Below are 23,724 nucleotides of genomic sequence, written 5' to 3' on the forward strand. Positions count from 1 at the left end.
GATGCCTTGTTCTCGCCGCTGTTCGGTCAGCGGAAAGCGAACGTTTGGGACTGTAGCAATCGATTTCGTTCATTGCAAGGTTGTTTGAGATTCGTTATGATCGTTTGTGATCGCTTTACGTTCAGAGCGACTCAAGGCGTGGTGGGACTCCACCATGGTGAATCGACGAGGAGCACCCGTGACGACCACGACGGCGACGTTCGAAGGGGCGCTGGCGTCGGTGTACCACCGGCAGGCGAGCACGGACCGAGCCGGGTTCGAGGCCGTCCTCGCCGATCTCCTCGCCCGCGCTGAGCGCGCGCTGCCCGTCGCACCGTCGGAGGATCGGGCTGTCTGGGGACCGGAGGGAAGCGCCGATCCCGTCGCCGTGCAGGCCGTGCTGGAGCGCGCCCGCGCCGATCTCGGCCGCCCCTGGGGCGTGCCGCTGGCCACCCAGGCCGCGCGGCTCCATGACGACGGCGACCGTGAAGGCTGGGAGAGCGTGGTCTTCGAGAGGCAGCGCCGCCTCGCCCGCGCCGCGATCGCCGCCGCCCACCACGCGGACGATCCCGAGCTCGGACCGGTGTGGCTCGCCGAGGTGCTCGATGGCGTGTGGCTCGTCTGCGAGCAGACCTCGTGGTGCTGGCCCGCACACGACGACGCCTTCCGAGAGCGCGGGGCGGTGCTCCCGACCGTCACGGTTCCCTACCTCGACCTCGGCGCGGGGGAGGCCGTCGCGCTCCTCACCTGGATCGACCAGCTCCTCGGCGCGCGCCTCGAGGCCCGGTATCCCGGCATCCGCTCCCGCGTCCGTCATGAGGCGCGCGTGCGGGTGTTCGAGCCGTTCACACGGCGCCGCGACTGGCACTGGCTGGGACTCGACGGCGACGTGCACAACTGGAACCCGTGGATCCACGGCAACGTGCTGCTGGCCGCACTGCGCCTGCTCGACGATCCGGCCGAGGCCGCCGAGCGCACCGCGATCGTCGCGCTCGCGCTCGAGGGCATCGACCGCTATGTCTCGGTGCTCCCCGCCGACGGCGCGATCGACGAGGGCTACGCATACTGGTGGAACGGCGCGTGCCGTGTGCTCGAGGCCCTCGACCTCGTACGCCACGCCACCGGGGGAGTGCTCGACGCCTCGGGCATCCCGTCGCTGCGCGAGACGGTGGCCTTCCCCCACCGCATGCACCTGGGCGGCGACTGGTACCTGAACCTCGCCGACGGACAGGCCCGGCCGCCCGCGGATCAGCCCTGGCACGCGCTGCACCGGGCGGCCCGGCACGCGGGAGACACGGATGCCGCGACCCACGCCGCGTCGCACCGCCGGGCCGGCACGCCCGCCGCGACCGAGCACGAGGGGTTCGGCCGGCTGTTGCGGGGCATCACCGATCCGGCGTGGGTGGGGGCGGCGCAGGAGCCGACGCCGTTGCCGCGCGACGTGTGGCTCCCGTCGACCGAGGTGCTGCTGGCGCGCGAGGAGGGCGGCACGGCGGCGGGGCTGACCGTCGCCGTCAAGGGCGGCCACAACGGCGAGCACCACAACCACAACGACGTCGGCTCGTTCATCGTCGCCTCGGACGGAGTGCCCGTCATCGTCGACGCCGGCAGGCCCACCTACACGCTGCAGACCTTCAGCCCCGACCGCTACGAGATCTGGACCATGCAGAGCGGCTGGCACAACGTGCCGGTGATCGAAGGTCTCGAACAGAGTCCGGGTCGCGAGTTCGCGGCCTCGGGCGTCGAGCCGTTGATCGGCGACGACGCCTCGTCGCTGTCGCTCGACATCGCGGGCGCGTATGCCGGCGCGACCGCTCCGTGGCAGCGGTCCGTGCGCCTCGAGCGCCTGGCGCGCCGCGTCGTGATCGAGGATTCCTGGCCCCCGGTCATTGAGCGAGCGAGGAACGATCAAGGCGAAACGCCCCACGGTCTGCCCCCGGTCGTTGAGCGAGCGAGGAACGATGAAGGCGAAACGCTCCCGGACCACGCGCGCACCGAGGTGCGGATACTGCTGGCCGGCGAGGTGCGGCGGGATGCGGCATCCGTCACCGTCACGCCCCTGGACGGCGCCACACCCGTGCGCATCTCGTGGCCCGAGGACGTCGAGGCTTGCCTCGTCGTGCGCGAGCTCGACGACCCGATGCTCACCAGCGTGTGGGGAGCGCGACTCACGCGGCTCGATCTGGACGTGACATCCCGGCGGGGGATCGCGGTGGCGGTAGAACTGGACCTGACGAACGCGGAGGAAGCCCGATGACCGACCAGACACCGGCGCTGCTGGCCGCCGAGAGACGGGCGCACGTGATGGCCTCCCTCGAGCGGGACGGCGCCGTGCGGGTCGCCCAACTCATGGACGAGCTCGGCGTCGCGCCGGTGACGCTGCGCCGCGACCTCGCCCAGATGGAGCGCGAAGGTCTGCTGGTGCGCGTGCACGGCGGCGCGGTTCCGGCCGCGGGCGCGTTCGAGGAGGGCGAGTCCGGGCACGCCGCGACGCCCTCGCGCACGGGTTCGATCGCGATGCTCGTGCCGTCGCTGAGCTTCTACTGGCCGAGCGTCGTTCGCGGCGCCGAGACCGAGGCCGCGCGTCAGGGCTTCCGCGTCGTGCTGCGGGGGGCGTCGTACGAACTGCAGGACGAGCGACCCGTGCTCGAGCGCCTCGTGCACACCGAGGGCGTGCGCGGACTCGTCGTGGCGCCCAACACCGACACGCCGCACGCGCAGGACGTCGTGCAGTGGCTGGCCGAGTGCGGCGTGCCCAGCGTGCTCGTCGAGCGGGATGCCGTGCTGCTGCCCGACGGCAGCCCGGTCGAGAACGTCACCACCGATCACGCGCTGGGGGCGGTCCTCGCCGCGCGTCACCTCGCCGCGCTCGGGCACCGGCGCGTCGGTCTCATCATCGCGCGCGACTCGCCGACCTCGCGCAAGATCGCCGCCGGGTGGCAGGCCGCCTGCGCCGAGCTGGGCCTCACCCCGGCCGACCATTTCGAGACCAGCCTGCCGCCGCGCACGAGCCCCGACTTCTCCGCGGTCGTCGACGCGGCGCTGGACGCGGCGCTGTCGAACTCGGTCACGGCGATCCTCGTGCACTCCGACCCCGAGGCGATGGCCTTCGTCGACCTGGCCCTCAACCGAGGCATCTCGGTGCCCGGCGACCTGTCGATCGTGGCGTACGACGACGAGGTGGCCGAGCTCTTCACGCCGGCGCTCACCGCGGTGAGCCCGCCGCGGGCGGCGGTCGGCCGCGCGGCGGTCGATCTCCTCGCACGGCGCATCGAAGACCCGACACGCCCGGTGCACCGTGTCGTGCTCAACCCCACGCTGAACGTCCGCGGGTCGACGGCTCCGCCCCGCAGCGCCTGAGGCCCGCCGCGCAGGGGCTGAGGCCTCGCGACTCAATGCTTGAGGCCTCGCTACTCAGCGCCTGCGGACGGCGACGCGGTCGGTGGCCGCGGTGAGGGCGCGGGAGACGGATGCCGCGATCCCGCGCGCTGCGCGCCTTCCCGGTGGACTCAGCCGGCGAGGGCGGCCGCGCGCCAGTCGGTGAGCACGCGAGCAGCGGCGCGCGTGTGCGACCACGGCATCTGCGGGACTTCCAGCCGGCCCTCCGCGATCGCGAGCGAGAGGGCGTCGGCCTCGGCCCCCATCGGCTGCACCACGGGAACCTCGACCACGCGCTCCTCGTCGCCCCGACGGACGATGAGCGCCGAAGGGCTCTCGGTGCGGCTGCCCCACACGTTCGGGAGCAGCACGTCGCCCTCGGCGAAGCGGAGCAGTCCGAGGTCCGACAGGTCTTCGACGACCGAGGTGGCGACCTCGGCGGTGACCGCACCGAAGCCGATCGCGGCCGTCGCCCAGGCGTCGACGCCCGCTTCCAGCCCGGCGTCGAACCCGTGGTACACCGGCTCGTCGATCGGCTGACCCGCCGCGGCGGCCAGGTCGATCGCGAGGGCGACGGGGTAGCAGCCGACATCGAGGATGGCCCCGCCCGCGAGCGCGGGGTCGAACAGGCGCCCCTGTCGCGTTCCCGCGTCGAAGCCGAAGGCACCCGCGACGTGCTCGAGCGGGCCGAGCTCACCGCCGGCAGCCAGCTCGCGCAGCGCGTCGGCGAACGGTCCGAAGCGGGTCTTGAACGCCTCGAGGAAAGGTCGCTTCACGCGCTGTGCCGCCTCGAGGATGCGCTCGACCTCAGCCAGCGTCGGGCTCGCGGGCTTCTCGCACAGCACCGCCTTGCCGGCTTCGAGCGCGCGGATCGCCAGCTCGGCATGCGTCGTGTGGACCGTGCCGACGTAGACCGCGTCGACGTCGTCGCGCGCGAGGATCTCGTCGTACGTGCCGGATGCCTCGGCCCCGTGCGCGTCGGCGAACGCCGCGGCCCGCTCGGCGGACGAGCTTCCCACCGCATGCAGCACCCCGTGCTCGGAGGCGCGGAGCCCCACCACGAAGTCCCTGCTGATGGCCCCTGGCCCGAGCACGGCCCACCTCGTCTGCGTCATGGCCCTGATGCTATCGACACGCGGCGGTACGCCGGCCCCGGCATCCGTCCCTCCTCTCCGCCCGTACTCCACACGAAACCGCACAACAGCGCACCCGTCGCGCACGCGCCGGTGCTATCACGCGTTCTCGCCACGAACACACCCCGCCGCGCGGAGACGGCGGGGAGACGGGTGCCGCGACCCGCGCCGGTACGCCGTCCTCGGCATCCGTCCCTCCTCTCCGCCCGCACTCCAGACGAAACCGCACAACAGCACACCCGTCGCGCACGCGCCGGTGCTATCACGCGTTCTCACCACGAACACACCGCGCCGCGCGGAGACGGCGGGGAGACGGGTGCCGCGACCCGCGCCGGTACGCCGTCCTCGGCATCCGTCCCTCCTCTCCGCCCGCACTCCAGACGAAACCGCACAACAGCACGCCCGCCGCGCACGCGCCGGTGCTACCGCGCGTTGTCGCCACGAAGCACCGCGCCGCGCGGCGAGGGCGGGAGACGGATGCCGCGACCCGCGCCGGTACGCCGGCCCCGGCATCCGTCCCTCCTCTCCGCCCGCACTCCACACGAAACCGCACAACAGCACGCCCGCCGCGCACGCGCCGGTGCTACCGCGCGTTGTCGCCACGAAGCACCGCGCCGCGCGGCGAGGGCGGGAGACGGATGCCGCGGCCCGCGGCGGTACGCCGGCCCCGGCATCCGTCCCTCCTCTCCGCCCGCACTCCACACGAAACCGCACAACAGCACGCCCGTCGCCCACGCGCCGGTGCTATCACGCGTTCTCGCCACGAACACACCGCGCCGCGCGGAGACGGCGGGGAGAGGATGCCCGGCCCGGGTCAGGCGAGCGGCTCGGCGGCCTCGCGCGCCGCGCGCGCGGACGAGCGGATCGCGCCGATGCTCGCGGCGATCACGAGCCCGATTCCCAGCACCTCGAGCACGGTCATATGTTGTCCGAGGAATATGAAGCCGGCGAGCGCCGCCGTGGCGGGCGCGAGGCTCATCAGGATCGCGAACACCGCGGCCGGCAGTCGGCGGAGGGCGATGAGCTCGAAGGCGTAGGGGATCGTGGACGACAGGATCGCCACCGCGGCGCCGAGGGCGATCAGGTCCAGGCGCAGGAGGGCGGCTCCGGCATCCGCGATCCCGAACGGCAGCGCGATGATCGCCCCGACCGTCATCGCGAGCGCGAGCCCGTCGAGCCTGGGGAAGGCGCTGCCCACCCGCGCGGACGCCAGGATGTAGAACGCCCAGCTCGCCGCGGCGCCGAGGGCGAACAGCACGCCGAGCGGATCGAGGCGGTCCCAGCCGCCGCCGCCCAGCGCGACGACTCCGGCGAGCGCGAGCAGCGCCCACAGCCAGGCCGACGCGCGTCGCGCCGCGACGATCGACAGCACGAGCGGACCCAGCACCTCGATGGTGACCGTCACGCCCAGCGGCAGCCGCTCGAGCGCGAGGTAGAAGAGCCCGTTCATCACCGCGAGCACGAGTCCGAACTGGGCGACCGCCGTCCAGTCGGCCCGCGAGTGACCGCGCACCCGCGGGCGCGCGATCAGCAGGAGCACGATCGCCGAGAACACCAGGCGCAGCATCACCATGCCGAGCGGGCCGACCTGCGGGAACAGCAGCACCGCCAGGGACGCGCCCACCTCCTGGCAGGCGAGCCCCGCTATCACCAGCAGGACCGCGGGCGTGGTGCCGGCGCGGCCGCCGGAGCCCTTCATGCCGCCGGCCTGTGCGCCGCTGCCGACGCCCGAGCCGGAGCCCGACCCGGGCCCGGTGCTCGCGCGACGCTCACTGCGCAGCCGGCGGCGTGCACACCGCGGCCGCGGCGACCGCCTCGCGATACTGCTCAGCCGTCCACGGCAGGCCCGCCTCAGGCACCGCTTCGCCCTCGGTCGCGGGAGCCTTCGACGCGATCGCGGCCAGTTCCCACGCGAGGTACTCGCCCACGGCACCGTCGGCCGCGGAGTTGTTGAGCACGACGGCGACGGTGAGGCCGGTCTTGGGATCCGCGAAGGCCGCCGTGAGATACCCCGGCACCTTGCCGTACTGCCCGACGAGCGATCCGGCCAGCAAAGCGCCGCCGTCGGCCGTGTACCACGACGGTCCGTCTGCGGCGACGGGCACGGGAGCCGAGAAGCGGTCGTCGTCCTCGACGAGCGCGCCGGAGGCCAGCACCTGGACGTACCGGCCGAGGTCCTCGATGGTCGTGACGACGCCGGCGTCGGTGAAGCCGCTGCTGGTCGACGCCTCGGTGAGATCGAGCGGCTGGGCGCAGTCGAGCGCACCCTCGGCGTTGTTCACCGATTGCCCGCCCCGCAGCACGCCCGAAGAGGGCAGCGAGCCGAGCGCCGTGGCGTCGAGGCCCAGCGGACCGGCGACGTACGTCTCGATGAGGTCGGCGGCAGACATGTCGGTCGCGCGCTGCAGCGCCAGGCCGAGGAGGACGTACCCGGCGTCCGAGTCGCGGTAGCCGGCCCCGGGGGCGCCGCTGCGCGGCTGCCCGAGCCCGAAGCTCGCGAGGTAGCGCGGCTCCCACTGGCGAGCCGGGTTCGTGAGCCACGAGGAGTACAGCTGCCCGGAGTAGGAGCCGATGCCCGACGTGCCGTCGCACAGCTGGATCAGGGTCACGTCGGCGAGATCGGGCACGCCCGAGACGTAGTCCGCGACGCTGTCGGTGAGCTCGACCTTGCCCGCGGCGGCGACCTCGAAGAGCACATCGCACGTCATCGCGCGCGTCACCTTGCCGGCGCGGAAGACGAGGTCGGCGCTCACATCCCCGCCGCCATCGGGTCGCTGCGTGCCGAGACCCGCGACCCAGCTCCCGCTCCACGGCGCCCAGACGCCGACGATGGCTCCGGACGACCCCGTGGTCCCCATCGCGTGGGTGACGGCATCCGTCAACTGCTGCACGGTCTCTTCGGGAAGGGATGCGGCCGCCTGCGCCGGCAGGTCGGGCTCGACCTCCCCGCCGAAGGAGCAGCCGGCGAGGGCGAGCGCGGACGCGAGGGCACCGGCCAGCACCGCGATGGCGCGGTGTCGAGTGGATCGGGTCCGCATTCTCACCCCCCGATGATCGTGCAATGAATTCAAACACACCTGGATGCCGGACGCCGCACGGCGGTCCGTAGGGTTGACAGCATGACCTTCCACTTCGACGAGGCCGCGCTCACGGGTGTGCTCGGTCACATGAACGGCGATCACGGCGACGACAACCTGTTGATCGCGCGGGCCTTCGCCGCGGATGCGGGAGTGACGGATGCCGGGATCACAGGCTCTCGCATGACCGCCTTCGACGGCGACCGCGGCGTGTGGGAGGCGACGCTCGCCGACGGGTCGACCGCGGAGGTCGCGGTGCCCTGGCCCGGCGGCCCGATCTCGGAGCGCCGCGAGGTGCGACGCGAGATCGTGGCGCTCTATGACGAGGCGTGCCGCCGCCTGGGCGTGGAGGCGCGACCGCACGTCTAGGAAATACATAGTTAGGTTCGCCTTATCTTCAGTTAGCATGAAGGTATGAGCGACCCGATCCCGTTCTCCACAGCGCTGCGCGAGCGCTCCAGCAGCTCGCACTCGTCGAGCGAGCAGTCCGGATTCATGGCCGACCTCATGAAGGGGGAGGGCACCCGCGAGGACTACGTCGCACTCGTCGTGCAGCACTGGTTCATCTACGAGGCGCTCGAGCGCACGGCCGGCCAGATGCGCAACGACCCCGTCGCCGCGGTGTTCATCTCCGACAAGCTGACGCGCCTGCCCGCGCTCGAGGCGGACCTCGAGTTCCTCGTCGGCCCCGACTGGCGCGAGCGGATCGAACCCCTGCCGACGACGAAGCGCTACGTGGACCGCATCAACGAGGTCGGCGCGACCTGGGCGGGCGGGTTCGTCGCGCACCACTACACGCGCTACCTCGGCGACCTCTCGGGCGGCCAGTTCATCGGGCGCCTGATGGCGCGCCGCTTCGGGTTCGAGACGAACGGCATCGGCTTCTACGTCTTCGACGACATCGCCGACCCGAAGGGCTTCAAGGACGTCTACCGCGAGCAGCTGGACGCCGCACCGTGGGATGCCGCGGAGCAGCAGCGCGTGATCGACGAGGTGCTCCTCGCGTACCGCTTCAACACCGAGCTCTTCGAGGACCTCGCAGCAGCGAAGGCCCACTCCACCCGCGTCGCCTGACCCACCGGCCCGCGGCTCGTCCCACCCCGCTCGGCTGACAGTGCCGAGAACCTGGCCGGCAACGCGACACGCCGGGCCCAGGCATCCGTCACCGGCGCGTCGGTGTGACCGACCAGGTTTTCGGTCACCACCGAACGACAGGCCGGCGGACCGGGACGGGCGGGCGCCCGGACGGGACGGGCGGGCGGACGGGCCGGACCGAAGGCTCCTCAGGCCACCGGCGTCCCGCGGACGGCGTCGCGCATGAAGCGCTGCACGTCGGGGTCGACCTGGATGTCGCGCGGCCGCAGCGGCCGCGACAGGTACAGCCCGTCGAGCGACGTGAGGCGCGACAGCGCCACATACGTCTGCCCCGGCGCGAAAGCGCCTGATCCGAGGTCGATGATCGCCCGGTCGTAGGTCTTGCCCTGCGACTTGTGGATCGTGACGGCCCACGCCAGCCGCAGCGGGAACTGCGTGAACTCGGCGACGATGTCGCGCGTCAGCTGCTTAGACCCGGGATCGTACGAGTAGCGGTACTTCTCCCACACCGAGGGCTCGACGTCGAACTCGTCGCCCTCGACGTCCACGCGCACCGTCTCGCCGGCGATGCGCGTCACCGTTCCGATCGTGCCGTTGACCCACCGCGGGGGCTCGCCGAACGAACCGCTGTCGTTGCGCAGGAACATCACCTGGGCGCCGACCTTCAGTTTCAGCTCCAGATCGGCCGGATAGGCGGCATCACCCCGCCCGAAATCGCCGTTGACCTCCGCCATCGCCGTCTGCTCGCGCCCCACCAGCTCGTTCAGGTGCCGCCGGTTGATGTTGTTGACGATGTCGTTGCGGGTGGCGAGCGTGATGATCGGATGCTCGCCATCGAGCGGATCGGGGGCGGTGCGGGCACCGGTGTCGTTGAGGATCTGCGCGATGTCGGCCGTCACGCGCCCGTACCGGACCGCGTTCAGCATCGCCTTGAACGCGGGGTCGGACTGTCGGTGGATGTCGACCAGCTCGCGGATGTTGAGGTCGGCGCCGTACGACCCGACGTCGAGGATGCCGTCGCTCGCGGACTCACCCACCCACACCTTCGCGTCGAAGAACCAGAACGAGCGGTAGTGGTCGCGCACGTAGCGCAGCTCGTCGCCCCGCGGCGGCACCGGCGCCAGCTGGTACGGATCCCCGAACATCACGATCTGACACCCGCCGAACGGCTCCGCGCGGCGGCCGCGCGCCTTGCGCAGCGAGCGGTCGATCGCGTCCATGAGGTCGGCGTTGACCATGGAGATCTCGTCGATGACGAGAGTGTCGATCGCGTTCAGCAGCTTGCGGGTCGCGTCGGACTGGTCTTCGTCGTGCGCCCCGATGATCCCGAGGGGCAGCTTGAAGAGCGAGTGGATCGTCTGGCCCTCGACGTTGAGCGCCGCGACACCGGTGGGCGCGCACACGGCGATCTGCTTGCTCGTGTTCCACGCCAGGTGCTGCAGCAGCGTCGACTTGCCGGTGCCGGCCCGGCCCGTGACGAACACGTGCTCGCGGGTGTCTTCGATGAGCCGGAACAGCGCCTCCTGCTCGGGGGACAGAGGCGGGGTGTTCACCGATTCATGCTAACGAGCGGATGCCGCATCCCGGCCCTCCGCGCCGCGATCGGTGGACACGCGATCGCTGTCCACAGGCGGCTCCGCCTCGCGCCACCGGCCGGTGCCGGCCACCACCTCGTCCATGATCGCGCGGAACCGCGGGCACGTCGTGATGTCGTGCGCGCGGCACCGCAGCGCGTGCTCGGTCATGAGGCGCGAGCGCTCCATGTCTGCCATGCGGCGCGCGAGGTCGGCGAGATGCTCCTCGAGCACCCGGTGCCGCTCGGGCGCCTGCTCGTCCAGGAGCACGGCGATCTGCTCGAGGCTCATGCCGGCGTTCTTGCTGCGGACGATCACGCCGATGCGCACCAGGTCGTCTTCGGCGTAGCGGCGCCGCCCGCCGCCGTCGCGCTCCGGACGCAGCAACCCCATGTCCTCCCAGTGCCGCAGCACGTGCGTGGGGAGCGAGAACCGGGCCGCAGCATCGCCGATCGGCAGACTTGACTTCATGTCGACATGAAGTCACAGGATCGATTCCGACGCAACCCGACGAGAGGATCTCCCATGTACGACGTGATCGTGATCGGCGGTGGCCCCGCGGGGCTGCAGGCCGCCCTGACCATCGGCCGCATGCATCGCCGCGTGCTGCTGCTCGACTCCGGCGAGTACCGCAACGCCACCGTCGAGCACGCCCACAACCTCCTCACCAACGACGGTCGCGACCCGGCCGAGCTGCGGCGCATCGCGCGGGCCGAACTTGCGGCGTACGCCACCGTCGAGGTGCGCACGACATCGGTGTCAGCGGTCGAGGGCTCGCTCGGCGACTTCGCCGTCACCACCGCCGAGGGCGTCGAGCACGCGCAGCGACTCGTGCTCGCCACCGGCATGCGCGACGAGCTCCCCGCCGTCCCCGGCCTCGCGGAGCAGTGGGGCCGCCTCGTCGCGCAGTGCCCGTTCTGCCACGGTCACGAGTTCGCAGGGGAGCGCGTCGGCATCCTCATCGAGGGCGAGCACGCCGCCATGATCGAGCGGATGCTGCGCCCCGTGATCTCGTCCGCGTTCCTGGCGAGCCCCGCCGATGTCGCGCAGGTCGCCGAGGTCGAGGGCGGCCTCGAGCTCCGGCTCGTCGATGGCGGTGTGGAGCGGGTCGCCGGGGTGTTCACGGCCGCGACCGCCACGCAGCGCGCCCCGTTCGCGGATCAGCTGGGCTGCGGCATCCTTCCCGGCGGCGGCGTCGAGATCGACGCGCTCGGCCGCACGACCGTGCCTGGCGTCTACGCCGGCGGCGACATGGCGCACGTGGCTGCCGTGCCGGGTCCGATGGTGTCGCTGGCCGCCGCCATCGCCTCGGGACAGCTCGCCGGGGCGAGCGCCGTGCGCGACGCGATCATGTCCTGACGCCGCGTCGCCCCCGCCCGGCCCGGCTGCACCGACGCCCGGAGCCGCCTGCGCTCGACGTCATACGATTTCACGTCCACAGGGGCCTCCCGGGCTCGTCTTCCTAGACTGGGCGGGTGGACCAGGGGGCGGTGGGCACGGCATCCGGTCGCGCGAGCGCGCCTCCGGGCGCTGCGGCGACCCCCGAGAGCCCGCCCGCGACCCCGCAGGCAGAGCTGATCCAGCCGCCCCGCAAGCGCCGTGGACTCGCGGTCGACCTGACGCTGCTCGGCATCGTGGGCGTCCTGCTCATCGCCGCGGTCTTCGCCGCGTGGGGGGTCATCGAGCGCCACTTCTACAGCCCGGCCGCTTTCGTCGAGCGCTACGTCGACCTGCTCGCCGACGGCCGGGCCGCCGATGCGCTGGCGCTGCCCGGCGTCGCCGTGAGCTCCGCCGAGCTCGAGGCGGCGGGCCTCCCCCCGACCGCGTCCGACGCGCTGCTGCGCAGCGCGGCACTCGCGCCGATGACCGACGTGCGCGTGGTGTCGCAGGAGCAGGACGGCGACATCACGCGGGTCTCCGTCGCGTACGAGGCACGCGGCCACGACGGGCAGACCACCTTCTCCGTGGAGCGCGACGGCTCGATCGGCCTCGCCCCCACCTGGCGGTTCGCCAAGAGCCCGCTCGCGGTCATGAACCTCGGCGTGACCGGGTCGATGGTCTTCGACGTGAACGGCTTCCAGATCGACAAGCGTCAGGTGTCGCCGGATGGAGCGGATGCCGACCCCGCTGCCCCGGTCTCGCTGCTGGTCTTCTCACCGGGCCTCTACTCGGTGTCGGTCGACACGGCCATCTCCGCCACGCCGGGAGTCGCCGTGCTCTCCGACAGCCCGTTCCGCGCGATCCCGGTGAACGTGCAGGCCCAGCCCACCGAGAACTTCCTCAGCGTCGTGCAGGAGAAGGTGGAGGAGTTCCTCACCTCCTGCGCGACCCAGCAGGTGCTGCAGCCCACCGCCTGCCCGTTCGGCTTCTTCGTGCAGGACCGCATCGACTCGCTCCCGGAGTGGTCGATCGTGCGGCAGCCGGCCGTGTCGGTCGAACCGGCGGGCGCGGGCTGGTCGATCCTCCCCACCGAGGCGGTCGCGCACATCGACGTCGACATCCGATCGATCTACGACGGCCGCGTCCGCTCGGTCAGCGAAGACGTCCCCTTCATCGTCAAGGGCACCATCACGATCCGTCCGGACGGCACGGCCACCATCGTGGTGACCGGCCCCGACACCAACTGACCCCAGCTCGGGCACGACGCTCCCGCCCTGCGCGCGTGGCTCGCTCGACCCTCGCGTGACCGCACCGAGATCCGCGGTCCGGCGAATCCGAGATTCCGCCAGGATGGTGCGGGGGTCGAGAATGACGTCGATGAAGGGCATCGCGCGTTGGGTCCCGGCCGTCGCCACGGTGCGGGAGTACCGGCGGGCGTGGCTGTGGCCCGACATCCGCGCGGGCATCGTCGTGACCGCGCTGCTGATCCCGGCAGGGATGGGCTATGCCGAGGTTGCGGGCCTGCCGCCGGTGACAGGGCTCTACGCGACGATCGTGCCGCTTCTCGCCTACGCGGTGTTCGGCCCGTCGCGGGTGCTGGTCCTCGGCCCCGATTCGTCGCTGGCCCCGATCATCGCCGCCGCGATCCTCCCGCTCGCCCTCGGCGACCAGTCGCGGGCGGTCGCACTCGCGGGCCTCCTCGCCGTCATGGTCGGCGTGCTGCTGGTCCTCGGCGGCCTGGTGCGCCTCGGGTTCGTGACCGACCTGCTCTCCAAGCCCATCCGGGTCGGCTACCTGAATGCGATCGCCGTCATCGTCATCGTGTCGCAGCTGCCCAAGCTGCTCGGCTTCTCGGTCGACGCGGCCTCGCTCTGGGGAGACGCCGTCGCGATCGTCGAGGAGGTCTTCGCCGGCGCCGTCGACCCGCTCGCGGCCGCCTTCGGCGTCGGCTCCCTGGTGCTGATCTTCACGCTCAAGGCGCTGCGCTCCCCGGTTCCGGGCGTGCTGGTCGTGGTGGTGGTGTCGATGGTGCTCGCCGCCGTCTTCGGGCTCTCAGATCGGCTGCCCGTCGTCGGCGCACTGCCCCAGGGCCTGCCCGCCCCCGCGCTCGGAGGCCTCGAGTGGACGGACGTCGCCGGGCTGGCGCTCCCGGCCGCCGGCATCGCGCTCATCGCCTTCACCGACACCGCCGTGCTGTCGCGCACGTTCGCCGCCCGCCGCGGCGACAGCGTCGACGGCAGCCAGGAGATGTCGGGGCTCGGCATCGCCAACGTGGCCGGCGGGGCGCTCGGCGGCTTCCCGGTGTCGGGTTCGTCCTCGCGCACACCGGTCGCCGAGCAGGCTGGCGCGCGCACCCAGCTCACCGGCGTCGTCGGCGCGGTGCTCCTCGTGGTGTTCATCCTCGCCCTGCCGGGGCTCACCGAGTTCCTCCCGTCGGCCACGCTCGCCGCCGTCGTCATGAGCGCGGCCATCGGGCTCATCGACGTCCGAGGCGTCGTCCGGCTCGTGCGTCTCAACATCGTCGACGCGGTGCTCTCGGCCGCCGCCTTCCTCGGAGTCCTCGTGTTCGGCGTGCTGGAGGGCATCGTCATCACGATCGGCCTGTCGTTCGTCGCGTTCGTGAACCGCTCGTGGCGGCCGTACAAGGCGGAGCTCGGCCGCGTGGAGGGCCTGCGCGGCTATCACGACCTCTCGCGCAATCCGCAGGGGACGCGGGTGCCCGGCATCGTCATCGTGCGCTTCGACGCACCCCTGTTCTTCGCGAACGGCGCGATCTTCGACGACTGGGTCCGCTCCCGTGTGAAAGAGGCCGGCGCGGACGTGCGCACCGTCATCCTCGCCGCCGAGCCGATCACCGACATCGACACGACCGCGGCCGACGAACTCGTCGAGCTCGACGACTACCTCCGCGCCCACGGCATCCGTCTCATGATCGCCGAGATGAAGTCGCCGGTCGTCGATACGCTCGCCCGCTACGGGCTGACCCGTCGATTCAGTCCCGACCGCTTCGCGCCGACGGTCGGAGCAGCCGTCGACGAGCTGACGGGCACGCTGCGGGGCGACCTCAGCGGGACGAGATGGGATGCCGCGGCCGACGCCGACGGCACCCGCCAAGGCGACGGGGCCCCGCCAGACGATGCGGGCGACGAGCCGCCCCCGCGTCGCCGCTGATCGCGCCGAGCGGTGCCGGCGGGCGTGGGCTCAGCGGCCGGTGCGCGCGTCGCGGTCGGCCAAGGCGGCCAAGCGTGCGTTGTAGGCCTCGAGCTCGGCATCGCCGGTGCGGTCGGCGTGCCGATCGCGGCGCTTGGTCTCGCGGTCGTCGCTGCGGCTCCACTGGATCGCGACCGTGATCGCGAGGATGAGGGTCGGGATCTCGCCGATCGACCACGCGATGCCGCCGCCGGTGTACTGGTCCTCGAGCGGGGTGGCACCCCACGTGCGCCCCATCGACCCGAACCACTCGGCGATCATGAGGCCCTCCTGCATCATGATCGCGATGCCGAAGAAGGCGTGCATGGCCATGATGCCGATGAGCAGCAGCAGGCGCCCGGGGTACGGCAGGCGGTACGGCACCGGATCGATGCCGATCAGCGTGAGCACGAACAGGTAGCCCGTGATGAGGAAGTGGGCGACCATCCACTCGTGACCGAGGTGGTCGTACAGCGACCAGCGGAACAGGTCGGTGTAGTAGAAGACCCAGAGCGACCCGATGAAGAGCCCCGCCGCCACGAACGGGTTCGTGAGCACACGTGCGACGGGGGAGTGGACGGCCCACAGGATCCACTCGCGGCCGCCGCGCGTGCCGTCCTCGCGCTTGCGGATGGCGCGGGCGGCGAGCGTCACCGGTGCCCCGGCGACCAGCAGCAGCGGGATAGCCATGGTGAGGAGCATGTGCCCCACCATGTGCGTGCTGAACAGGTAGTCCTGGTAGACGTTGATGACCCCGCCGGTGACCCAGACCAGCAGAAGCCAGCCGGCGACCCACATGATGGTGCGGTAGACGGGCCAGGCGTCGCCGCGGCGACGCAGTCGCCACACGCCCACGAGGTAGAAGAAGATCGCGAAGCCGGCGACCGTCGCCCACAGCAGGTCGACGTTCCACGCGGTGAGCCAGCGGTCGATGGTGAGCTCCGGGGGCAGCGGCGCGCCGGTCAGGCGCTGCGCCGGCGTCGGCGTCTGCGGAATGAGCGGCGCCACCGGCGGAGGCGTGCGCGCGAGCGCGGCGGCTGCGCCGCTCGCGACGCCCATCAGCACGAGCTCGAACACGATGAGCGTCCAGAACACCCGCGTGAACGCCTCGGAGTCGCGCATGCGGCCGATCAGGCGGGTGCGGTACCAGGCGCCGAAGAGGCCGAGCACGACCAGGGCGACGATCTTGAGGCCGAGGATCACGCCGTACGGCGAGATGAGCGCCGACCAGTCCTGCAGACCGATCGCGGCGCGCACCGTTCCCGACACCGCGACCACCGCGAAGGCGGCCAGCGCGATGCTCGAGTAGCGCGCGACGGTGGCGGCGCTGTCTTCACGGGACTGCACCGGACGCACGATCACGACCAGGAGCAGGCCGCCGAGCCACACCGCGGCGGCGAGGATGTGCAGGATGAGAGCGGTCATCGCCTCGTGGTGGAAGGCCTCCTCGCCGGAGTGGCCCTGGGTGCCCATCGGGACGAGGGATGCCGCGGCCAGGAGCGCGACGAAGACGGTCGCGGTCCACGAGCGCACGGCGAAGGTCAGCACGGTGAGCGCTGCGCCGGCGATCGTGGTGATCAGCCAGGTGCGGCCGACCTCGGTCTCGACGATGTAGCGGCCGAGCTGGGCGCCGAACTCCGGCCCCATGCTGAGCACCGGGTTGAACGCGTCGATGAAGGTGAGGAACCCGGTGGCGGCGGCGGCCATCGTGAACACGGCCGCCGAGATCGACGCGGTGTCCAGCGCGATATCGAACTCTCGCTCGCCGGCGCGGAGGGTGAACAGGGCGGTGACCAGCACGCCCACCATGCCCGCCGCCGCGAGGTTGACGAACAGCTTCGCGGTCGGCAGCCCCCAGCGCACGAGCGGGCCGGGGTCGGCGATGGCCAGCGGGTCGGCACCGCCGCCGAACGCCAGCGCCCACACCATGACCGCGAGCGCGGCCACGACGAGGAGAGCGGGCCCGGCGGCCCGCAGCGCGCGGGAGTTCACCCGTCAAGCCTACGTTGCGGCGCCTGGGCACCTGGTCCGCGCCGCCCTCCCGCCGCCCCCTCGCGCAGCCGCCCCTTCCCGGTGGGGAGGGGGTGAGGGGCGGAGAGGGCGGACAGAAAGAGAAGAGGGGATGCCGCGGGTCGCGGCATCCCCTCTTGGGAGGTCTCGTCGGGATTACTTGACGGCGGCCTTCAGCTTCGAGCCCGCGGTGACCTTGACGCGCTTGCCCGCGGGGATCTTGATCTCCTCGCCGGTCTGCGGGTTGCGGCCGGTGCGGGCCGACGTGGCGACCTGCTCGAAAGCGAGCCAGCCGGGGATCGAAACCTTGCTGCCGGCTGCGACCGCGTCGGAGACGGTGGAGAAGAGGGAGTCGAGCACGCCCGAGACGGCGGACTGGCTCTGGCCGGTCGCGCTCGCGATGCTCGCGACGAGCTCGGTCTTGGTGATGGTCTTGTCGGCCATTTGGTATGTCCTCCAAAGACGACGAGTGCCGTCTTGTCATTGCTCGGACCGGACGGCTTCGCCCCCCGGCTGGTCCTATCGACCGGGACCGAATGTACCTGAACTGGCCCGGAGATCCGCGTATTTCTGCGGATTTCGGGTGATTCGGGCCGCGTGTCGCGTGAAAAGAGTGACGGATGTGACTCGTGAGCCCCGGATTACGCCGAGAGCGTTCAACTCTTGTGTGCGGCGATGAGATCGCGCGCGGTGCGTGCGAACGCCGGGCCGACCCGGTCCTCGCCGTCGAGGTACCCGCCCACGAGCGCCGCGTCGCGCAGCAGCACGAGTGATGCCGCGACCGCTTCCGGGTCGCGCAGCCCGGCGGCCGCGGCCAGCTGCCGAAGCGTCTCGCGGAACCACTCACGGTGGTCGGCGATGAGCTCGCGCACCGGCCCCTCGTCGGGGTATTCGGCGGCGGCGTTGATGAAGGGGCAGCCGCGGGTGTGCCGGTCGCGGATGTCCTGCTCGATCCCGGCTACGACCAGGTCGAGCAGCACCTCGGGATCGTCGGATGCCTGCGCGGCCTGGGCGAACAGGGCGCGCAGCCCCTGGTCCTCCCCCTCGAGGTAGGCGAGGACGAGCCCTTCCTTGCCCGCGAACTGCTTGTACATCGTGGCCCGCGTGACGCCGGCCTCGTCGATGATCCGGTCCACGCCCACCGAGTGGATGCCCTCGTTGTAGAAGAGGTCGGTGGCTGCCTGCAGCAGTCTCTGACGGGCCGAGGACGGACGGGATGCCGCGGTGGACGCGGCGGCGGTGGTGCTCATGGATCCCCCTCCATTCCCTCCATCGTGCCATCGATTCCGCCCCTGATCGGGCCGGGAAGCGGGGCTCGAAGTCTGCTCCGGAGTCTTTTTCCGAATTTTCTGGGAATAGTCTTGTGTAGATAGAACGTTCGGTCTACCATCAGGATACATCAGCCGGAAACACCAGGATCCGGAACCTGAGACGAACAGATAGCCCATCGCACCACCGCACACAAGGAGCAGGAAATGAACACCACGACCAAGACCCCCATCGTCCTCATCCACGGACTCTGGATGACCCCCAAGAGCTGGGACACCTGGGCCGAGCGCTTCCGCGCCGCCGGCCACCAGGTGATCGCCCCGGGCTGGCCCGGCATCGACGACCGCTCCGTCGAAGACATCCGCAAGAACCCCGAGGCGCTCAAGGGCATCGGCCTCAAGCAGATCGCCGACAACTACGAGCGCATCATCCGCCAGCTCCCCGAGAAGCCGATCATCATCGGCCACTCCTTCGGGGGAGTCCTCACCCAGATGCTCGCCGACCGCGGACTGGGCGTCGCCTACGTGGGCGTCGCACCCGGACAGACCGCCGGCGTCACCGCGCTGCCCCTGTCGACGCTGTGGACCGGCACGCCCATCCTGTCGAACCCGTTCGGCATCAACGGCGCCAAGCCGCTGAGCAAGCGCCACTTCCACTTCACGTTCGGCAACGACCTGCCGCGCTCCGCCTCCGACGAGCTGTGGGAGGAGTACGCCGTCAACTCGTACAACAAGGTCTTCTTCGAGGGCGTCTCGTCGGTGCTCAACGAGAAGGGCGGCGTGACCCACGTCGACTACGGCCGCACCGATCGCGCGCCGCTGCTCATCATCACGGGTGAGATCGACCACGTCGTGCCGCCGGCCATCGGCAAGGCGATCGTGAAGAAGTACCAGAAGTCGGGCAGCCCCGCGATCGTCGAGTACAAGGAGTACGCCGGCCGCACGCACCGCCTCGTCAGCCAGGACGGCTGGGAGGAGATCGCCGACTACGCCCTGCAGTGGGCGACCACCCACCAGGTGCACGAAGACCAGCAGGCCCCCGAGACGGAGGCCGCGAAGTAGACGGATGCCTCACCCGGCGCCGCGGTGACACCATCCGGTCGCTGAGCTCCCAGCCCCTGGTGGCTCAGCGGTCGGTTGGTGTTCCGGCCGGTGTCCGCGGTGGGACGCAGAGGCCCGGGGTTCTTCGGAACCCCGGGCCTTCATCGTGTCCGCCGCCGGATCACGCGTGGAGGCGGCGGAGCGCCGCGACGACGTCGTCGTGCCACCGGCGCGCTGCGGGCAGGGCGGCGAGGAAGATCGAGGTGTCGTGCGTCACGCCCTGATAGCGCACCACGCTCGCCTCGACGCCGGCAGCGCGCAGCGCGGCTCCGTACGCGTCGCCGTCGCCGCGCAGCGGATCGTACTCGGCAGTGAGGATCACCGTCGGCGGCAGTCCTGCCAGCGTCGCCGCCCGCGACGGCGAGGCGTACGCCTCTCGCGCCGCCGCCGGCCGGGGAAGATACGTGCGCGCGACGGATCGCAGCTCGCGGACGGCGATGAATCGGGGGATGCCGAGAGCCCGGGTCGCCCGCAGGTCGAGGTGCGCCCCTGTGAGGTCGACCACGGGCACCTCGAGCAGCTGCAGCTTCAGGTCAGGGCCGCCTCGGTCCCGGTTCATGAGGACCACTGCGGCGCCGATGTTGCCCCCGGCCGAGGTGCCGAGCAGCCCGATCCGCGCGGGGTCGATGCCGAGCTCTTCCGCCTGGCCGAACAGCCACTGCAGCGACGCATACCCCTGCTCGATCTGGACGGGGTACTGGTGCTCCGGCGCCAGCGCGTAGTCGACCGCGGCGATCGCCACCCCGGCGTCGACGGCACGGCGGCGGAATGCGGCATCCGTCGTCGGATAGTCGATGCCGCCGATCCGGAAGGCTCCGCCGAAGAACGCGAGGACGGCGGGCACCGGCGCATCCTCCGCCCCCGGCGGGTAGTAGATGCGCACGCGCACGGCGGGCCGACCCGGCACATCCACGCGGTGCTCGACGATGCGCACGTCGGGCCCGGCGACGCCGACCGTGCGCAGCTCGGTGCGGTCCCACGCCAGCGCGGCGCGGCGCTTGCGCGCGCGGGCCTGCGACCGTGGGCCGATCGTCGGCCCTGCGGGCTTCTTCGCAGGCGCCGGCGCGCTCGCCTTGGCGTCGGACGGAGCGCTCGCCTCCGCGGCGGCGGTCGGCGCCGCGACGCGCGGGAAGGGCCAGAGGGCGGCGAGCCGGGCCCGCATGGAGCCGGCCGCCTTGTCGAACAGGTGCTTGCGGTGCACCCTCAGGCGCTCCTCGAAGAACGGATCCAGCCGCATGCCCCCATCCTCGCGCGGCCGGCGCCGACCGCACGGCGCTTGACAACGCGAGGGCCCGGAGTTCCGAGGAACTCCGGGCCCTTGAAGACCGCGCCTACTCGCCGGACTCCTGCGCGAGCTTCGCGTCGAGGGCCGCCCCGACGTCGGCCGGGGTCGCCTGGCCCTGCGCCATCAGCTGGATCTGCGCGACGAGCTCGGTGTACAGCGCGTCCTGGTACTTCGGCCACGAGATCATCGGCAGGTAGAACTTGCCGTCGAGCAGCGCCTGGAACGGCACCTCGAGCGTCTCGTCGATCGTCGGGGTGTAGTTCGACGTCGTGGTCATGTCGTTCGTCTGCTCCTGGAAGATCTGCACGCCCTCCTCGCTGGCGAGGAACTCCAGGAACGTCTTCGCCGCCTCCGGCTCCTTCGCGGCCGTGTTGATCGCGTAGCCGGGCGACGCCGCACCGGTGAAGAACGGCTCGCCGCCCTCCTGCGGCACTCCCGCGAACGTGAAGTTGAGGTCGGGGTTCGCCTCGCGGACCGTGCCGACGTCCCACGGCCCGGTCGTGATCATCGCGACGCGGCCGCCCACGAACTCGTCACGCACCTGGTCGCCGGTGAGGCCGACCATGTCGGGGCTGAGCACCCCCTCCGACACGAGCTCGTCCCACGGGGTGAGAGGCGCGGTCCAGAGGTCTTCGAACGTCGACTCGCCGGCGAAGATCTGCGCGTCGACGTCGCCGCCCTGCTGGTAGTTGGCAAGGCCCACGGCGGAGCCGAGCGAGGTGGGGAAGCCCTGCCAGGACTCGAGGAAGGGCACGACGCCGGCGTCCTTCAGGGTCGTGAGCATGTCGACGAAGGCGTCCCACTCGGTCGGGAACTCGTCGAACCCGTGCTCGGCGAGGATGTCCTCGTTGTACATGATCCCCGACGCCCACGACGACAGCGAGAGGCCGTAGGCCTCGCCGCCGGGACCTGCGTACGTGGCCGTGTTGAACTCGGAGGCGACGTCCATGAACGGCTCGTCGCTGAGGTCCTCGACGAACCCGCCCTCGATGAGGTTCGTCTTGTTCTCGGCGGCGATCACGAACACGTCGGCCGCCGTGTTGGAGCCGAGGCGGTTCTGCAGGGTGGAGATGTACTCGGCGACGGGGGGCGCCGACGAGAACTCGATGCGGATGTCGGGATTGGCCTCTTCGAAGGCCTCGATGACCGGCGTCATCGTCTCCTCGTTGGACCACGAGAAGAACGTGAGCACGGTGCGGTCGTCGGCCGGTTCGCCCGAGCAGCCGGCGAGGGCGACCACGGTGGCCAGGGCCGCACCGCCGGCGAGGAGCCGGAGTGAGCGGCGGGAGACGGGGAAGGTATGCGTCATTGCTGTGCCTTTCGGTTGTTGGATCGTTACAGGTCGCGGATGAACCGCACGGACCGCTGCGCAGAGCGGTGCATCTCAGCCCTTGACGCTTCCCGCGACGAGGCCGCGCACGATGTGGCGCTGCATCGCGATGAAGAAGATGACCATCGGGATCAGGACGATGACCGACAGCGTCAGGAACATCGGCCAGTCGGTCGAGAACTCCCCGACGGCCTTGTAGGTCTGCAGGACCAGAGTCTGCTTCTCGGTCGAGCTGATGAAGACGACCGGCAGCAGGAAGTCGTTCCACACCCACATCGTCTGGAACACGCCGACGGTCACCAGGATCGGCCGGATCAGCGGCAGCGCGATGCGCCAGTAGATCTGCCACGGTCCCGCGCCGTCGATGCGGGCCGCCTCGATGACCTCGCCCGGGAGGGTACGCATGTAGCCGACGATGAGGAAGTAGCAGAAGACCGCGCCGGCCGAGTAGAGGATGATCAGGCCCTCGAGGGTGTCCACGAGGCGGGCGTCGCTGAGCAGCCGGTACAGCGGGATCAATGTGACCTGCCCGGGCACCAGGAACGCGATCACCAGCAGCACGACCATGAGACGCGAGATGCGCATGATGACCGAGAACGCGGCCATCGACCCGATCAGCAGCATCAGCAGGATCGAGGCCACCGTCACGTACACGGTGTTCAGGAAGGCCTGCGCGACCGGCACCTCGGTGAACACCTCGATGTAGTTGTCGAGGTTGAAGGTGCTCGGCAGCGCGAGCGGCGACGCCGTGGTCTCGGCCTGCGTCTTGAGCGTGTTGACGACGAGGTAGTAGAACGGCAGGCCCACCAGCACCGCCAGCGGGATCATGACGATGCTCGTCACGATCGCACCCGGGCGCGACAGCACGCGTTCGCGACGCGGAGAGGTGCGGGAGGGAGCGGATGCCGGTGCCATGACGGTTTCGCGCGCGCTCATGAGAACCTCCCCTCGAGGCGACGGGACAGGAAGAGCTGCATGGCCACGATCGCGCCGACCGCGATCATGAAGATGACCGCGAGCGCCGACGCCTGCCCGTACTTCGCCTGCGAGACACCGTTCTGGATGATCGTCTGGGTGATCGTGAAGGTGGAGAACCCCGGACCGCCCTTGGTCAGGGTGATCGGCAGGTCGTAGACCTTGAGCCCGCCGGTCATGAGGAGCAGCCAGCTCACCGTCATGGCCGGAAGCAGCAGCGGCAGCGTGATGTGGAAGAAGCGCTGGGGGCCGGAGGCGCCGTCGATACGGGCGACCTCGTAGTAGTCGCCGGGGATGGACTGGAGGTACGCGAGATAGAGGATCGCGTGCCAGCCGGTGCTCGTCCACACGGCGACCGCGATCACGCTCAGCTGTGCGAGCGTGCTGTTCGAGAGCCACGGGATCGGCCCGACGCCGGCGATCGACATCAGCAGGGAGTTGAGGGCGCCGGAGCCGAGCGGATTGAGGATGAAGCCCCACACCAGGCCGAGGATCGCCACCGACGGGATCGCGGGGAAGAAGAAGATCGCGCGGACGGCGTTGCGGCCGAAGAAGGCGCGGTCGAGCACGACGGCCAGCGGGATCGCGAGCACCGTGATGATGATGGTCGTGGCGACGGTGTACAGCAGCGTGAAGCTCAGGCCCGCGAGCATCGACGGGTCGGTGAAGACGTTCGCGTAATTGCGGAGCCCGACGAACTGGGCATCGGAGTTGTAACCGTTGAAGTCGGTGAAGCTCCACCAGATCGACTGCGCGAGCGGGATCGCGAAGAGCACGATGAACACGATGATCATCGGCACCAGGAACAGCCCCAGGCGCACGCGGTCGGCCCCGTAGACCGGGCCGTGACCGCCGATCGGCTGACGCAGCCAGCGCGACATGCGCCTGCCCGCGGTGACGAGCACACGCGTGTCCGTCTGGGGCCTCTCTTCAGTGAGTGTCACGTGATC

The 23,724-nt window shown here is 71.0% G+C and carries 20 protein-coding genes; 8 read left to right on the top strand and 12 right to left on the bottom strand.

Annotated features, from left to right (window positions below; genetic code table 11):
* Positions 1-178 precede the first annotated feature (178 nt).
* Positions 179-2,236 carry a heparinase II/III domain-containing protein gene (locus IM767_RS17000; RefSeq protein ID WP_239453082.1) on the top strand — a complete coding sequence of 686 codons (2,058 nt, stop codon included), beginning with the start codon at positions 179-181 and terminating at the stop codon, positions 2,234-2,236.
* Positions 2,233-3,339, top strand: coding sequence for a LacI family DNA-binding transcriptional regulator (locus tag IM767_RS17005; protein WP_109208637.1), 1,107 nt, complete (start codon positions 2,233-2,235; stop codon positions 3,337-3,339). Before IM767_RS17000 ends, IM767_RS17005 begins: the two co-directional genes overlap by 4 nt.
* 149 nt (positions 3,340-3,488) lie before the next feature.
* On the opposite strand, the gene IM767_RS17010 is transcribed toward IM767_RS17005, so the two are convergent.
* From IM767_RS17010 to IM767_RS17020, 3 genes are all read right to left on the bottom strand, one after another.
* A complete protein-coding gene (locus IM767_RS17010) occupies positions 3,489-4,472 on the bottom strand; it encodes a Gfo/Idh/MocA family protein (RefSeq protein WP_109208638.1) in 984 nt (327 codons plus the stop codon).
* 832 nt (positions 4,473-5,304) lie between these two features.
* The gene (locus IM767_RS17015; RefSeq protein WP_109208639.1) at positions 5,305-6,189 is read right to left on the bottom strand and encodes an EamA family transporter; all 885 of its coding nucleotides are present in this window, start codon (positions 6,187-6,189) and stop codon (positions 5,305-5,307) included.
* 70 nt (positions 6,190-6,259) lie between these two features.
* Positions 6,260-7,528 carry a serine hydrolase domain-containing protein gene (locus IM767_RS17020; RefSeq protein WP_109208640.1) on the bottom strand — a complete coding sequence of 423 codons (1,269 nt, stop codon included), beginning with the start codon at positions 7,526-7,528 and terminating at the stop codon, positions 6,260-6,262.
* Between the two features lie 81 nt (positions 7,529-7,609).
* On the opposite strand from IM767_RS17020, the gene IM767_RS17025 reads away from it, so the two are divergent.
* Complete coding sequence (locus IM767_RS17025) at positions 7,610-7,936, top strand: DUF2470 domain-containing protein (RefSeq protein WP_109208641.1); 327 nt, start codon at positions 7,610-7,612, stop codon at positions 7,934-7,936.
* Positions 7,937-7,981: 45 nt separating this feature from the next.
* Positions 7,982-8,641, top strand: coding sequence for a biliverdin-producing heme oxygenase (locus tag IM767_RS17030; protein ID WP_109208642.1), 660 nt, complete (start codon positions 7,982-7,984; stop codon positions 8,639-8,641).
* Positions 8,642-8,850: 209 nt separating this feature from the next.
* On the opposite strand, the gene IM767_RS17035 is transcribed toward IM767_RS17030, so the two are convergent.
* Both IM767_RS17035 and IM767_RS17040 read right to left on the bottom strand, forming a co-directional pair.
* Entirely contained in the window at positions 8,851-10,215 is a 1,365-nt protein-coding gene (locus IM767_RS17035; protein WP_109208643.1) for an ATP-dependent DNA helicase, read from the bottom strand.
* Between the two features lie 9 nt (positions 10,216-10,224).
* Complete coding sequence (locus IM767_RS17040; RefSeq protein ID WP_109208644.1) at positions 10,225-10,707, bottom strand: MerR family transcriptional regulator; 483 nt, start codon at positions 10,705-10,707, stop codon at positions 10,225-10,227.
* 54 nt (positions 10,708-10,761) lie between these two features.
* Here IM767_RS17040 and IM767_RS17045 point away from each other — a divergent pair, with 54 nt between their 5' ends.
* From IM767_RS17045 to IM767_RS17055, 3 genes are all read left to right on the top strand, one after another.
* Positions 10,762-11,595 (top strand): NAD(P)/FAD-dependent oxidoreductase, encoded by an 834-nt coding sequence (locus IM767_RS17045; protein ID WP_109208645.1) that lies wholly within the window; start codon positions 10,762-10,764, stop codon positions 11,593-11,595.
* A gap of 116 nt (positions 11,596-11,711) precedes the next feature.
* Positions 11,712-12,863 carry a hypothetical protein gene (locus IM767_RS17050; protein ID WP_422613782.1) on the top strand — a complete coding sequence of 384 codons (1,152 nt, stop codon included), beginning with the start codon at positions 11,712-11,714 and terminating at the stop codon, positions 12,861-12,863.
* A 130-nt stretch (positions 12,864-12,993) separates the two neighbouring features.
* Positions 12,994-14,787: a SulP family inorganic anion transporter gene (locus tag IM767_RS17055; RefSeq protein ID WP_198426070.1), complete on the top strand. Its 1,794-nt coding sequence runs from the start codon at positions 12,994-12,996 to the stop codon at positions 14,785-14,787.
* A gap of 30 nt (positions 14,788-14,817) precedes the next feature.
* Here IM767_RS17055 and IM767_RS17060 read toward each other — a convergent pair whose 3' ends face one another.
* The 3 genes from IM767_RS17060 to IM767_RS17070 form a co-directional block, all read right to left on the bottom strand.
* Entirely contained in the window at positions 14,818-16,797 is a 1,980-nt protein-coding gene (locus tag IM767_RS17060; protein WP_109208647.1) for a bifunctional copper resistance protein CopD/cytochrome c oxidase assembly protein, read from the bottom strand.
* Between the two features lie 174 nt (positions 16,798-16,971).
* The gene (locus tag IM767_RS17065; protein WP_109208648.1) at positions 16,972-17,259 is read right to left on the bottom strand and encodes an HU family DNA-binding protein; all 288 of its coding nucleotides are present in this window, start codon (positions 17,257-17,259) and stop codon (positions 16,972-16,974) included.
* A gap of 212 nt (positions 17,260-17,471) precedes the next feature.
* Positions 17,472-18,065: a TetR/AcrR family transcriptional regulator gene (locus IM767_RS17070; RefSeq protein WP_109208649.1), complete on the bottom strand. Its 594-nt coding sequence runs from the start codon at positions 18,063-18,065 to the stop codon at positions 17,472-17,474.
* A gap of 225 nt (positions 18,066-18,290) precedes the next feature.
* Here IM767_RS17070 and IM767_RS17075 point away from each other — a divergent pair, with 225 nt between their 5' ends.
* Complete coding sequence (locus IM767_RS17075) at positions 18,291-19,145, top strand: alpha/beta hydrolase (RefSeq protein WP_109208650.1); 855 nt, start codon at positions 18,291-18,293, stop codon at positions 19,143-19,145.
* 160 nt (positions 19,146-19,305) lie between these two features.
* On the opposite strand, the gene IM767_RS17080 is transcribed toward IM767_RS17075, so the two are convergent.
* From IM767_RS17080 to IM767_RS17095, 4 genes are all read right to left on the bottom strand, one after another.
* Positions 19,306-20,421, bottom strand: coding sequence for an alpha/beta hydrolase (locus tag IM767_RS17080; RefSeq protein WP_109208651.1), 1,116 nt, complete (start codon positions 20,419-20,421; stop codon positions 19,306-19,308).
* 94 nt (positions 20,422-20,515) lie between these two features.
* The gene (locus IM767_RS17085) at positions 20,516-21,778 is read right to left on the bottom strand and encodes an ABC transporter substrate-binding protein (protein WP_109208652.1); all 1,263 of its coding nucleotides are present in this window, start codon (positions 21,776-21,778) and stop codon (positions 20,516-20,518) included.
* Positions 21,779-21,853: 75 nt separating this feature from the next.
* On the bottom strand, positions 21,854-22,735 hold the full coding sequence (locus IM767_RS17090) for a carbohydrate ABC transporter permease (RefSeq protein ID WP_239453084.1): 882 nt from the start codon (positions 22,733-22,735) through the stop codon (positions 21,854-21,856).
* Positions 22,732-23,718, bottom strand: a complete 987-nt coding sequence (locus IM767_RS17095) for a carbohydrate ABC transporter permease (RefSeq protein WP_239453085.1) — start codon at positions 23,716-23,718, stop codon at positions 22,732-22,734. The genes IM767_RS17090 and IM767_RS17095 overlap by 4 nt, the downstream gene beginning before the upstream one ends.
* Positions 23,719-23,724: the final 6 nt, after the last annotated feature.

The sequence above is a fragment of the Microbacterium ureisolvens genome (assembly GCF_015278315.1).
GTDB lineage: Bacteria > Actinomycetota > Actinomycetes > Actinomycetales > Microbacteriaceae > Microbacterium > Microbacterium ureisolvens.